12 protein-coding genes are annotated in these 13,453 nt (G+C 61.4%); 5 read left to right on the forward strand and 7 right to left on the reverse strand.

Annotation, left to right across the window (positions count from 1 at the left end; translation table 11 throughout):
- Window positions 1-34: 34 nt before the first annotated feature.
- Window positions 35-1,546 carry a CoA-acylating methylmalonate-semialdehyde dehydrogenase gene (locus tag IE061_RS11155; protein WP_039175712.1) on the reverse strand — a complete coding sequence of 504 codons (1,512 nt, stop codon included), beginning with the start codon at window positions 1,544-1,546 and terminating at the stop codon, window positions 35-37.
- A gap of 139 nt (window positions 1,547-1,685) precedes the next feature.
- Here IE061_RS11155 and IE061_RS11160 point away from each other — a divergent pair, with 139 nt between their 5' ends.
- Both IE061_RS11160 and IE061_RS11165 read left to right on the forward strand, forming a co-directional pair.
- Complete coding sequence (locus IE061_RS11160) at window positions 1,686-2,597, forward strand: LysR family transcriptional regulator (protein WP_039175710.1); 912 nt, start codon at window positions 1,686-1,688, stop codon at window positions 2,595-2,597.
- 309 nt (window positions 2,598-2,906) lie between these two features.
- Entirely contained in the window at window positions 2,907-4,289 is a 1,383-nt protein-coding gene (locus IE061_RS11165; protein ID WP_039175708.1) for an NAD-dependent succinate-semialdehyde dehydrogenase, read from the forward strand.
- A 101-nt stretch (window positions 4,290-4,390) separates the two neighbouring features.
- Here IE061_RS11165 and IE061_RS11170 read toward each other — a convergent pair whose 3' ends face one another.
- From IE061_RS11170 to IE061_RS11190, 5 genes are all read right to left on the reverse strand, one after another.
- Window positions 4,391-4,870, reverse strand: coding sequence for a phosphatidylglycerophosphatase A family protein (locus IE061_RS11170; protein ID WP_373294976.1), 480 nt, complete (start codon window positions 4,868-4,870; stop codon window positions 4,391-4,393).
- Window positions 4,871-4,878: 8 nt separating this feature from the next.
- Window positions 4,879-5,604 (reverse strand): tellurite resistance TerB family protein, encoded by a 726-nt coding sequence (locus IE061_RS11175; protein WP_039175704.1) that lies wholly within the window; start codon window positions 5,602-5,604, stop codon window positions 4,879-4,881.
- 96 nt (window positions 5,605-5,700) lie between these two features.
- On the reverse strand, window positions 5,701-8,301 hold the full coding sequence (locus IE061_RS11180) for an AAA family ATPase (protein WP_193461625.1): 2,601 nt from the start codon (window positions 8,299-8,301) through the stop codon (window positions 5,701-5,703).
- A complete protein-coding gene (locus IE061_RS11185; protein ID WP_193461626.1) occupies window positions 8,298-9,446 on the reverse strand; it encodes an exonuclease SbcCD subunit D in 1,149 nt (382 codons plus the stop codon). Before IE061_RS11185 ends, IE061_RS11180 begins: the two co-directional genes overlap by 4 nt.
- 153 nt (window positions 9,447-9,599) lie before the next feature.
- A complete protein-coding gene (locus IE061_RS11190) occupies window positions 9,600-11,183 on the reverse strand; it encodes an SLC13 family permease (protein ID WP_227407703.1) in 1,584 nt (527 codons plus the stop codon).
- Window positions 11,184-11,526: 343 nt separating this feature from the next.
- Between IE061_RS11190 and IE061_RS11195 the strand changes: the two genes are divergently transcribed.
- The 3 genes from IE061_RS11195 (at window position 11,527) to IE061_RS11205 (ending at window position 13,055) form a co-directional block, all read left to right on the forward strand.
- Window positions 11,527-12,156, forward strand: a complete 630-nt coding sequence (locus tag IE061_RS11195; RefSeq protein ID WP_039175697.1) for a CDP-alcohol phosphatidyltransferase family protein — start codon at window positions 11,527-11,529, stop codon at window positions 12,154-12,156.
- A gap of 154 nt (window positions 12,157-12,310) precedes the next feature.
- On the forward strand, window positions 12,311-12,487 hold the full coding sequence (locus IE061_RS11200; RefSeq protein ID WP_193461627.1) for a hypothetical protein: 177 nt from the start codon (window positions 12,311-12,313) through the stop codon (window positions 12,485-12,487).
- A 247-nt stretch (window positions 12,488-12,734) separates the two neighbouring features.
- A complete protein-coding gene (locus IE061_RS11205) occupies window positions 12,735-13,055 on the forward strand; it encodes a hypothetical protein (protein WP_016916369.1) in 321 nt (106 codons plus the stop codon).
- A gap of 68 nt (window positions 13,056-13,123) precedes the next feature.
- Here the strand turns inward: IE061_RS11205 and IE061_RS11210 are convergent, their stop codons facing one another.
- Entirely contained in the window at window positions 13,124-13,453 is a 330-nt protein-coding gene (locus IE061_RS11210) for a hypothetical protein (protein WP_039175695.1), read from the reverse strand.

Here is a 13,453-nt window from a genome sequence, read left to right on the forward strand (position 1 = left end):
TGGACATGCGGGTGACTCCGGTGAAGAGCGGGCGTTACTTCGCCGTGGGCATCACGAATTCGGCACCGGCGTCGATGGAGTCAGACCAGCGCTGCATGATCGACTTCTGCTTGGTATAGAAGCGCACGCCCTCTTCGCCATAGGCATGGGTATCGCCAAACAGCGAGCGCTTCCAGCCGCCGAAACCGTGCCACGCCATGGGCACGGGAATCGGCACGTTGATGCCGACCATACCCACCTGGATACGGCGGCCAAACTCACGGGCAACGCTACCGCTTTCGGTGAAGCAGCTCACGCCGTTACCAAACTCATGGTCGTTGATCAGCTGAATGGCGGTGGCCACGTCCGGCACGCGCACGCACACCAGCACCGGGCCGAAGATCTCTTCTTTATAGATCGTCATGTCGGGGGTCACGTGATCGAACAGCGTGCCGCCCATCCAGAACCCCTCGGCGCAGCCTTCTCCCGCGTTGGCGCCGTCGAATTCACGGCCATCGACGATCAGCTGTGCACCCTCGGCCACGCCCTTTTCGATGTAACCGGTAATGCGCTGATGGGCCTGACGGGTCACGATGGGGCCCATTTCGGCGTCCAGCTGCATGCCATCCTTGACCTTCAGCGCCTGGGCTCGCTCGGTGAGCATCGGCACGACTTTATCGGCAACGTCGCCCACCAGCACGGCCACGCTGATGGCCATACAGCGCTCACCGGCGCTGCCGTAGGCGGCACCGATCAGCGCATCGACGGCCTTGTCCAGGTGGGCATCGGGCATCACCACCATGTGGTTCTTGGCGCCGCCCAGCGCCTGCACGCGCTTGCCGTGCTTCGCGCCACGCTCGTAAATCAGGTTGGCAATGGGGGTGGAACCGACGAACGACAGCGCCTTCACCTCCGGATGATCGATCAGCGCTTCCACGGAGTCCTTGTCGCCCTGCACCACGTTGAACACGCCATCCGGCAGGCCCGCCTGCTGCAACAGGTCGGCAATCATCAGCGAAGCGCTGGGGTCCAGCGGGCTGGGCTTGAGAATGAACGTATTCCCGGCGGCAATCGCGATGGGGAACATCCACATGGGCACCATGGCCGGGAAGTTGAACGGGGTGATCCCGGCCACCACGCCCAGCGGCTGTCGCACGGTCCAGTTGTCGATGCCGGTACTCACCTGCTCGGTATAGTCACCCTTCAACAGCTGAGGGATGCCACAGGCAAACTCGACGATATCGATGCCACGCGCCACTTCCCCCTGGGCGTCGGTGAACACCTTGCCGTGCTCTTTGGTGATCGCTTCGGCCAGCGCATCCTTATGTGTATTGAGCAACTCCAGAAACTTGAACATCACCCGAGCGCGGCGAATGGGGGGCGTGTCGGCCCAGGCAGGGAAGGCCGCCTGGGCCGCCTGCACGGCCGTGTCCACATCCGCTGCCGACGCCAGTGCCACGCGGCCGGTGACCTGACCCGTGGCCGGGTTGAAAACGTCCTGGGAAGTACCAGAGGTGCCTTCGCTGCGCTGGCCGTTGATGAAGTGGTGAATGGCGTGAGTTGTCATTGTCGCTACCTTTATAAACATCGTTTAAGTGATGAGGAGAGTCTGCCCTAGACTACCCGGCGCCACAGGCCAAGCAATTGAGTAATTTTTAACCCGGATATAAGCTCTGCTAATAACATGACAACGAAGGTCATCGACCATGCAGGAGTACGCCACGCTACGGGCCTTTGTGGCCGTTGCCCATACCGGCAGCGTGTCTCGCGCCGCTGAACAGCTGCACCTCACCCAGCCTGCCGTCAGCCTAAAGTTGAAGCAGCTTCAACAACACCTTGGCCTGACACTGTTCACCCGCCGCCCTCAGGGCTTGCGCCTCACTGCCGATGGCTATGCCCTGCTGCCCGCCGCCGAAAACGCCCTGGCCAGTGCGCTGGCATTCGAACAAAGCGCCAGTGCCCTGCACAGCACCCTTCGCGGCAAGCTGCGCATCGGCACCATCGTGGACCCTGAATTCATCCGCCTGGGCGATTTTTTGAGCCGCCTGATGGCCCGAGCGCCCCAGCTGGAAACGGAGCTGCACCACGGCATGAGCGGCAGCGTGCTGGAAGACGTGGTGCACAGCGAGCTGGATGTGGGCTTCTTTCTGGCACCGCCCGGCGAAGGCCCGGCCCATGACGCCTTGGCCTGGCGTGAGCTGACCCACTTTCATTACCACGTGGTGGCGCCCCCGGGCTGGGAGTCCAAGTTGGCCGACACCCGCTGGGAAGCGCTGGCCAGCCTCCCCTGGATCGTCACCCCCAGCGTGTCTGCCCACTCGCGCCTGCTCCAGCGTGCGCTGGCTGCCAGCGGCGCCACGCCGCACCGAGTGGCACAGGTCGACCAGGAAGCCTGCATGCTGGACCTGGTGCGCGCCGGGGTCGGCCTGAGCCTGGCCCGCGACGCGCTGGCCATGGCCGAGCGCCAGGAGAGCGGGCTGGCAGTGGCCGAGCACGTTCGCCTGCCCTGCGCCTTGAGCCTGATCTGGCGACAGGATCGCGCCATCGAGCCCACCATCAAGGCAGCGCTGGACACCCTGGATACCGTGTGGGCCCACCGCCCTTCCCTGGCGCCATAAAAAGCGCCAAAGGGTGGGCGGGTGAACAGACCGCGAAATTTGGGCAAATGGGGATTTTTCTACTAAAGTGGAAAATCAGCGTGAATAGACCAGTCGGCCTAGGCTTGTACGAAAAATCGTCGAGCGATGGCCAGACAAGGCAAAAATTGGCGAAAAGACGGAGTTTACGGGGTGTAAATGAGTACTTTGAGCCAATTTTTAACGCCGTATGGGCGAGCGTAGGCAGTTTTCGTACCAAGCCTAAAGGAACGATTAGCCGCTATGTGGTCTACCCCCTCACGTCCCGTTGATCTAAAGATAGGAGATCTTATGAGCAACACGATCAAGACCGTCAATCCCACCACGGGTGATACCCTCGAATCCTACACACTGATGGATGACCAGCAGGCTCAGCAGGTCGTCGAGGCCTGTCATGAGGCCTTTCTCGATTGGCGGCTGACCTCTCTGGACGAACGCGCCCGTGTGGTCAAGGCCATTGGCCAGGCGCTGAAAGCGCATCGGGAAGACCTGGCCCAGCTCATGGTGAAAGAGATGGGCAAGCTGCCGGATCAGGCCCGTCAGGAAGTGGATCTGTGCGTGGGCATTTGTGACTACACCGCCGAACACGGCCCCACCAAGCTGGCCGATGAAGAGCGCCAGCCCGGTAATGGCGAGCGCGGTTTCGTCACCTACTCGCCCATGGGCGTGATCTACGGCATTCAGCCCTGGAACTTCCCTGCCTACCAGGTAGTGCGCTACTCCATCGCCAACATCATGGCGGGCAACGGCGTGCTGCTGAAACACGCTGAAAACGTCACCGGCAGCGGCCTGCTGCTGGAAAAGATCTATCGTGAGGCGGGCCTGCCGGAAAACGTCTTCCGCACTCTGGTGATTTCCCATGAAGTGTCCGACAACGTCATCGCCCACAAGGCCGTGCGGGGCGTGACCCTGACCGGCAGCGACGGCGCTGGTCGCAAAGTGGCCGCCAAGGCCGCCGAGCACCTGAAAAAGACCGTGCTGGAGCTGGGCTCCAACGACGCTTATCTGGTGCTGGACGACGCCGACCTGGACGTGGCCATCGACACCTGCGTGACCGGTCGCGTATTCAACGGCGGCCAGACCTGCGTGGCCGCCAAACGCTTCGTGGTCACCGAGAAGAACTACGAAGCGTTCAAGGAGCGCTACGTGGCGCGCATGAAGGACCTGAAAGCGGGCGACCCTAGCCAGCAAGAGAGCGACCTGGGCCCCATGGCCCGCGTGGATTTGCGCGATACCCTTCACGAGCAGGTGGAAGAGAGCGTGCGCAAGGGCGCGAAAATCCTCTGCGGCGGTGAAAAGCCGGAAGGCAAAGGCGCGTTCTACCCGGTCACGGTGCTGGATGACGTCACCCCCGGTCAGCCCGCCTACGACGACGAGCTGTTTGGCCCGGTGGCGGCGCTGATTCGCGCCAAGGATGACGACGACGCCATGCGCATCGCCAACGACAGCCGCTACGGCTTGGGCGGCGGCATCATCTCCAAGGACGTGAAACGCGCCACCGAGCTGGCCAGCAAGTATTTCGATACCGGCATGGTGTTCATCAACGGCTTTGGTGTGGCCACGCCCGAGATGCCGTTTGGCGGCGTGAAGGATTCAGGCTACGGCCGTGAGCACGGCGGCTTTGGCATGCACGAGTTCGTTAATGCCAAGTCGGTGATCGTGGTTCAAAGCTGATAGCGAACGCCTACGCTGCTCCGGTAGGCAAAAGCACAACGCCGCAGCGTCGCTTTCGCGACCTGCGGCGTTTTTGGTGGTTAGCGTCGAGAGAAGCGATGTTAAACGATTTGCCGCTGCCGACGCTGCCATAGCGTCACCAGCAACGCGACCACCAGCCAACTTACCAGCGCAGCAATCACGTCATCCAGCACGATCCCCACTCCCCCGGTAACATGTTCCGCCAGATGAATAGGCGGTGGTTTCAGGCCATCAAAGAAGCGGTAGACGCCGAACGCCAAGGCCAACACCAGCGGATGGCGGGCAGCTTTTAGCCCCAGCACTGCCAAGGGGAAAGCCACATATTCATCGGCGACGATACTGCCATGATCCTGTCCATCAAAATGCAGGGACGCCATGTGGCACACCGGCACGGCAGCCAACAGCATCAGCGTGATGATGACCACCTGCTGACGGGTCGAGCGACCTGACAGCCACCAGGCCAACGGCAGGCCAAGCAAGGAACCAAACGTGCCTGGGGCCACGGGCATCAGCCCCAGCCCAAAACCGGTGGCTAACCACAAGTTGGCAGTGCCAACGATATCGAGCATCAGCTGGCCTGCTGGGCCTGATGTTCCAGTTCTGCCACCATGTCGGGCGACAGGTTCAGGGCGCTGGCCAACTGGTCCAGCCAGGCGCGTTCCATGGGGTTCTGGTCGTCGGTCACCGCCACGCTGATCAGGTACATTTCACGGGCGGCCTGGGGGGAGTCTGCTTCACGAGCCAGTGCCCTGGCGTCCAGCGGGGCGCGCAGCTGCTGCTCTACCCAGCGGTGCATCTCGTCGTCGGCACCCAGCGCATCGATCTGCTGAGTGATCAGCGCCTGCTCCTGTTCATCGATATGGCCATCGGCGCGGGCTGCCATGATCATGGCTTGCAACAGCTCCAGGCTGCGGCGCTCCTGGTACTCACCGCTGAGTACCTCGACACGCTCCCCTTCTGCCGACGCCGCCGTGGCACCGCCGTTGGCCTGGGAGCGTTGCCAGGCTTTCCAGGCCAACACGCCCACCCCGGCAATGGCCCCATACTTCAGCGCTTTGCCCCCCATGCTGCGGCCTCGCTTGGAGCCAATCAGCATGCCCATGGCCCCGCCACCCAGCAGGCTCTTCATGTCGAACCCGCCCGAGCTGCCGCCGGAGCGCGCCGCTTGGCTGCCACTGCCGCCCAACTGCCGCGACAACCCATCCATGATGCCCTGCACGTCCATGCCACCACGGCCGCCTTTGCCACCACTGGCCTGATTCATCAACTGCTGGAGAATCTTGCTCGCATTCATCCTTGCTCCCCCTTCGGGTCATCATCGTGAATTGATCGGTTCTGGTTATAAAGCATCGAACATGAACGCAACGTGAACCGCCGGGCTCTTCACCCTTCACCCTTCACCCTTCACCACGACCGTGCTGCCCTGACGGCTGGGCAGCACGTCGATACGAATCGGCATCTGCTCCTTGAGTTCGCTGACATGCGAAATGATGCCAATCATGCGCCCGCTCATCTGCAGCTCGCTGAGCATGGCGATAGCCTGGTCCAGCGCGTCCTGGTCGAGGCTGCCAAAGCCTTCATCTATGAATAGCGTATCCAGCTGAATACCGCCTGCATAGGCTTGCACCACATCGGAAAGCCCTAACGCCAGCGCCAGCGCAGCCATGAACGACTCGCCGCCGGAAAGCGTCGCCACCGGGCGATTCTTGCCGGTATAGGTATCGGCCACGTCCAGTTCCAGGCCGGAGGCTTTATTGCCTTTGGAAGGGTCTTCCCGACGCACCAACTGATAGCGCCCACGGCTCATGCGCACCAGGCGCGCGGAGGCTTGAATCAGCACATCGTCCAGCAGCACGCCCAGCACGAAGCGCTGCAAGCTGATGCGATTCCCGGTGCGCCCATTGGCCACTTCGCTGAGCGTACCCCACAGTTTGTACTGCTCGTCCAGGGCCGCCTCCACATTGCGCGCCTCTGCCAACCGCTGTCGGGTGGCGGTGAGCTGGTCTACCCGTGCACTCAGCCGCTGGTAATGCTGTCGGCACGCCTCCTCCCGGGACTTGCTGTTGTCAGCCTGGGCATCGAGGGCAGCAACGTCGGGCGGCGTCTTGCCTTCCAGCAGCGGCGCACTGGCTTCGAGCTGCCCTTCCAGCCTGGCCAGTTCCCGTTGAAAGCGCGCCACGTCGTCACTCAGCCGCTGCTGTTCGGTGGTGTCCAGACGGGCGGTAATAAATGCCTGCTCATCCTCAAAGGGGCTACCCTGCAGGGCCGTTTGCCACTCGGCCTCGGCCGCTTCCAGCGTCCGCTGCGCCTCGGCCTGGCGCTGGGTTGCCTGAGTGAGCGTGGTTTGCGCCTGGGTGAACGCCGTGTGGGCGGTCTGGGCCTGGCTCTGGGCGGCTTTCCAGCTCCGCTCGCAGGTGTCCATCTCACGCTTCACGGCCGCTAACGAGGCATTCACGCTCTCCAGCGAGGCGCTATCGCCCAGCTGTTCACGCAGCTTCTGGCACTGCTCACCGACGTGCTCGGCCTGTTGCTCCAGGCGCTGGGCATCTTGTTGGGCGCTCACCCATGCCTGTCGAGCGCGCTCATGGGCGCTGCGCGCCTGCTTCACCTCCTCTTGCGTGACCAGTAGCTGGGCCGTCGAGGCAGGCGCGGGATGCTCACGGCTGCCACACACCGGACAAGGCTGGCCACCTTCCAGCTGCTCAGCGAGCAGAGCCGCCTGGCCCTGGTGCCAGCGCATCTCCTGCTCGATGGCGTGCTGCTCCTGTTGTGTGGCCGCACGCTGCTTCTGCTGTGCATTTTCGCGCGCCCGGGCCACTTGCTGGGCAAGCGCTTGCTGCTGTTTCTCCAGCGTGGCCAATGCCTGACACTGATCGAGAGATTGCTCTAGCGCATAGGCCTGGCGTTGCAGGGCGGGCAGCTGTTCATATTGGGCATTGGCCGCCTCGAGCGTTTCCTGAGCCTGCTGGTGAGCCGCTTGGCGCGGGGCAATGGCCTGTTCGGCGGCGGCCCACTCGCGCTGGGCCGCCGTGGCGTTTTGCTGGGCGCTTTGCCGGGCATAAAACGGTGTTGCCAGGGCCTGGGTCTGCTCATGCTGCCGCAGCTGCTGCTGGGCACGCTGCACGGCCGGCTGCTGCACCAGCAGCGCGGCCTTGGCATTGACCAGCGCGGCGTGCTGCGCGAACTGGCGGGCCAGCGCTGCCGCCGACTGGGCGGCCGCCACGGCCTGCTCCCGCTGCTCGGCGGCCAGGGCCAAGTCGTGCCTGGCGATCTGGTGGTCAGGGGCCAGCGCAGCGAGGGCAGCTTCCAGGGCGGCTTCGCTCTCGACATCGCTGGCCGCCAGCATGCCCTGTACACGCTGGCGGTGGTCGTTCACCTCACGCACGATGTGCTTGGCCTGGTCCGCCAGGCGCTGTTCGATGCGCTGGAAGATCTGGGTCTGAAACAGCTGGGCAAAAATCTCCTCGCGTTCCTTGGAGCCTGCCAGCAACAGCTCGCGGAACTTGCCCTGGGGCAGCACCATCACCTGGCGGAACTGCCGAGCATCCAGCCCCAGCAACTGCTGCAGCTGGCCGTTGGCATCGGTGACCTTGCGCGCCACCAGGCATTCGTCTTCCTGACCTTCTGGGGTCAGCCGCCACAGCTGGGCTTCGGCAGCCTGGGTGGTGGTACCCTCGCCATTGGCTTTGGGGCGCTCCTGCTGGGGCACGCGGCGCACCCGATAGGTGCTTTCCCGCAGGCGAAACGTGAGGGTGACTTCGGTGAGCAGGTCTGGCGCAGCCTGGTCGCAGCGCATCTGGCCAGCATCCCGTTCATTGCCGGTGGTTTGGCCGTAAAGTGCGAAGCAGATGGCATCGAGTATCGAGCTTTTGCCAGCACCGGTGGGGCCATTGATCAGGAACAGCGGGCTTTTGCCCAGCGCGGTGAAGTCGATGGTGTCACGCCGGGCAAACGGGCCAAAGGCCTGCAGGGTCAGTGTCAAAGGCGTCATGCTGGCCCCTCCTGCTCGCGGTCAAGGGCGGTGATCAGCTCGCCCATGGCGCGGGCCTGCTCGTCATTCATGGGCTCGCCGCTGGTCTGGGCGAAGAAATCGCTGAACATGTCCAGCGCGCTGAAAGCGAGTCGTTCACGACTCAGCGACTGGCGACCTGCCGTTTCCAGCATGCCGGGCTTCTCCAGATGCAGGACGTTGGGATACACCGCCCGCAGCTTGCCCATGGGGTCGAGAATGGCGTGCCGGTCGGTGAGGCGCACCAGCAGGTAGTCATCGGCACCGGGGTCTTCGCCCCCCATGGCCAGCAGCTGCGCCAACTCTCCCTCCAGCACGCGCACGTCGCGCCTGGGCGTCAACGGATGCTGGGTGATGCTCACCAGACCTTCGCTGCCCATCTCCACCAGGGTGACGCCCTTGCGCTGCGTCGCCTCGGAGAAGCTGTATTTCAGCAGCGAGCCGCTATAGCGGATGTGCTCGCTTCCGCGGTACTGGGGGCCATGGAGGTGCCCCAGCGCCACGTAATCGAAACCCTGCATGGGTTCCCAGGCAACGCTTTCGGCACCGCCCAGGGTGAGCGGGCGTTCGGACTCGCTGGCCGCCCCGCCCTCCACGAAGCAATGGCTCATGAGCAGCGCCGGGCGCGCGGGATGGCGCTGAGCGTGAATACGCTCCAGCAGGTAGCGGTGGGCGGCATCGAAATCGCGCACGTCGGCGCCAAACTCGCTGCGCACGTACTCCGGGTCGGCGTAGGGAATGCCGAAGACATCCACCGTCACGCCATCGACGGCAAGCGTCACCGGCTGATCGCAGGTGGCCAAATCGGTGAGGATGTGTAACCCGGCCTGGCGCAGATGACGCGCCCCAAACCCCAGCCGCGCGGCGCCATCGTGGTTGCCAGAGATCATGATGACCGGCAGGCTACGTTTCTCGCACAGCTCGGCCAGTATCTCATCCAGCAGGGTCACCGCCGCTGCCGGGGGCACCGAGCGGTCGTAGATATCACCAGCAATCAGCACCGCATCCACGCGCTCACGGTCGATGATCGTCAGCATCTGTTGCAGGACATGACGCTGGTCGTCCAGCAGCGAGAGATTGTGAAACAGCCGACCCAAATGCCAGTCGGCGGTATGAAGTAGTCGCATGACAGGCTCGATCCAGAAAGTATGACCGCATCATACCAACCCGATGGCCAACGACGCACAAAAGCCGAGCACAAAAAGCCCCGCACGAGGGCGGGGCCGGAGCCTGGTGGCTTCCCGCTGGCCCACCAGAGGAGCCAGCGGCGACACACCGGGTTAGTTGCGGAACGCGTCCGGGTATGTGGTCAAATCCACACCCCAGAGTACCGGCAACATGAAGTAGACCGCCGCGGCAATCAGGAACATGGAAATGATGTTCAGCCAGAAGCCGTTGCGCACCATCTCCATGATGGTGATCTTGCCCGTGGCAAAGATGATTGCGTTGGGCGGCGTGCCCACCGGCAGCATGAAGGCACAGTTGGCCGCCATGGCCGCAGGTACCATCAACACGAAGGGATGGATGTTCAACGCCAGCGCCAGCGACGCCAGTACCGGCAGAATCATCGTGGCCGTGGCCGTGTTCGAGGTGATTTCCGTGAGGAACAGCACCATGCCCGTGGCCAGCAGAATCACCAGCATGAAATTGACGCCTTCCAGAACGCTCATCTGACCGCCAATCCAGGACGCCAGGCCCGAAGAGCCGAAGCCCGCCGCGATGGCCAAACCACCCCCGAACAGCAGCAGAATGCCCCAAGGCACGTCTTTGGCCACGCTCCAGTCCAGCAGGCAGCCGCCTTTGGAGGGCGAAGGAATCAGGAACAGCGCAATGGCCGCGGCAATCGCGATCATGGTGTCGTTGATGCCAGGGATGTTGATGATCTGCCCCTGCCACAGGAACGAGCGGGTGATCCAGAAGAATGCCGCGAACAGGAAAACGCCCAGTACGGCTTTCTCTTCGAAAGATATCTTGCCCAGCGCCTCTTTCTCCTTGCGAATCAGCGCACGGCCACCCGGCAGCTTGGCCAGCTTGATGGGATAGATGAAGCGCGTCAGCATGACCCAGCCGATGAACAGCAGGATCACCACCACGGGGAAGGCAAACATCAGCCAGCCCGCAAAGGAAATTTCGACGCCAAACAGCTCGCTGACGATAGCGGCCAGAATGATGTTGGGCGGCGTGCCGATCAAGGTGCCCAGACCGCCGATGGTGCCACCGTAACCCACACCAAAAATCAACGACTTGCTGAACTTGTCGATTTCGGCACTGTGGTCTTCCGAGCTCTTTTTCAGCTCTTCCGTTACCTGGAAGACAATGGCAGTACCAATCGGCAGCATCATCATGACCGCTGCGGTATTGGATACCCACATGGACAAGAAGCCGGTGGCCGCCATGAAGCCAAAGACGATGCTATTGATGCTGGTGCCCAAAATGGAAATGATCGACAGCGCAATGCGCTTGTGCAGATCCCATTTTTCCATGGCCAGAGCGATCATGAAGCCGCCAAGGAACAGGAAGATGATCGGGTTACCGTAGGCGGCCGTCACCGTATTGCCATCCAGGGCGCCGGTAATCGGCAGCAGGATGATGGGCAGTAACGAGGTGACCGGGATCGGAATCGCTTCGGTGATCCACCAGACGGCAACCCACAGCGTGGTAGCCAGCACCATGCGCCCTTCGAAGCTCAGGTCGGCCGGATGGAAAAACAGCAAAACAAAGGCAAAGAGAGCTGGCCCGAGTACCAGGCCAATTTTTTGCGCCGTGTTGAAGGCAGGCGGACGCGGAGGCTGATTGCCTGGCTGTGCGTCAGAGGAACCACCTCGCCCAGCGCTGCCCGTGCCAGAAGTGGGCAGCGCACACATGAGGAGGTTTTTTGCTTGGTCGTGGGAATGCCAAAGGGAGTCCCAGAGCGTCATCGTGGCAGTTCTGCGCATTATGAAGTACCGCTCGCAGTCAGGGTGAACGAATGGGCGCCGTACGGGCCAACCCAAGGACAAATGTGCCAGCGCGTCTGGCTTTTTTGAGGTGCCCTTTATTCACTGCCATAAGCCATTAGTCCAGTAAATTGACGGCAATTACAACCAAAGTCTAAACACTTTGGTCGTAATTATTAGCATTGGCTAAGATGTTGCCCGCAGAGAATCAAGGTATACAAATCCGTTTCACTGCTCCAGGCTGAGCCCCACACCGCTCAGGAGTTCACCCATGCTGGACCGCTTTACCATGCCCCTGACCCACCCTCCGCTACGCTGGGTCGCCCGCGCGCTTCATGCCTGCCGCATCACCCCGGATCAGGTGACCCTGGCGGCCTTTCTGATCGGTATGCTGGCCCTGCCCCTGCTGGCCTTCGAGCATTATGGCTGGGCGCTGCTGGCCATCGTGCTCAATCGCATCGGCGACGGCCTGGATGGCGCGCTGGCAAGGCTTGGCCAGCAACAAAGCGATGCAGGCGGGTTTCTCGACATTGGGCTGGACTTCGTCTTTTACGCCGCCGTGGTACTGGGCTTTGCGCTGGCAGCCCCGGCGCAAAACGCACTGCCCGCGGCCCTGTTACTGTTTGCCTTCATTGGCACAGGCACGTCGTTTCTGGCGTTTGCGATTGCGGCTCGAGCACACCAGGTGGAACGCCCGCATTTTCCGCAAAAAGCCTTCTATTACCTGGAGGGTTTGACGGAAGGCACGGAAACCGTGATAGCGCTGATCGTGTTCTGCCTGTTTCCCGACCATTTCCCCTGGTTGGCGTACCTGTTCGCTGCAGCCTGCCTGATCACCACGGCAACGCGGCTGTGGGGCGGCTACTGGACCCTGCGCCATCACGATGACATGACACGATAGTTAACATTTTGTATAGCTTTTATGAATTATTCCGTGACGCCATGGTCTCTGCTTTCAAGACAGAACACAGTGTGACAACAAGCACTGACAAAGCGCTACCGCAGTATTGCTAGAGGGGGTCACACACATTACCCACCCTGAGGGAGGTAAGCTGATGCGACAACATCTTTATAAAGGCACACAGCCAGGAAGCCGTGAGCATTTAGAAAAATACCTTATGGATCAGAAGCGTAGCCGCGCAAAAGTCAAAGAGCCCGATAAGCTCGTCATTGCCACCAGCGCGTTTTTCCTGGGCTGCGCCATGACGCTACTGGCCATGATGACGTTTTAGCCCATCGCCAGCGGCCCACAGCACCACTGAAATCCCCACCTGCCGCGTGGGGATTTTTTTAATTCATGTGATTTTTTCCTTACCTGCCACACGGCGATTGATTCTCGTCTCTCCCTGTATTACTCTCAATTGGTACAAGACGCGTACAAATAGCTACCACAGGGCAATCTGACGCATCAACCTGCTGATACAGCAAGGGAAGATGGCCCTTCAAGGGCGATCACTAGCATTCACAAGGAGACGTGGCATGCCATTTACACAGTTGACCGATATTTCTCAGGAAGGACTGCAACTGGCCATTCGCGAACTCAGGGAAGAAATGTTCGACACTCCCGAGTGCGATTACACCATCGCCAAGCTGCTCTGCCATTGCGGCCAGTTCGAAGCAGCAGAACGTCACATCGATGACATGCTGCTGAAATGGGGCACCTCTCCGGAGGTCGTCACGCTTACCGAAAAGGCCTATGCCGACATGGCGACCTTGAGCGCCGCACAGCACGCTGAATCTTCCAGTGCCGCTAATCAAGCGATGAAAGCGACGTCATCCGTTTCTGTCGCCGTGGCTTGATGCACTGACTACCCAGTTTCCTACAAGGCTTACTTCGGCTTGCGCTCCCTGAGCGCAAGCCGTTTTTTTTAGTCCAGATGCTCCAACGTGACCACGATATCCTGGCGCGATACATCGATGTTCCAGAAGGTATAGCTATCGTCATCCTCATCGACCAGGCGAATATCGAAGTAAGGGCTGCGATAGCCCGTCAACGTCACCCGCTGGGTATCACCATTCATCAACACATCGCTCCCAAGCACGTCCTCTTCCCAGCTGGAAGACGATGCTGGGCTCACGTACATGTAATAAATGGTGTAGCCGGTACGATTGGTGATATCCACATAGTAATCGTCCGCCATCACGAGCGACGAGCTGCACAGCAGCAATAAAGAGAAGAGCCACACTTTGATACGCAT

This window comes from Vreelandella hamiltonii (assembly GCF_014651795.1).
Lineage (GTDB): Bacteria > Pseudomonadota > Gammaproteobacteria > Pseudomonadales > Halomonadaceae > Vreelandella > Vreelandella hamiltonii.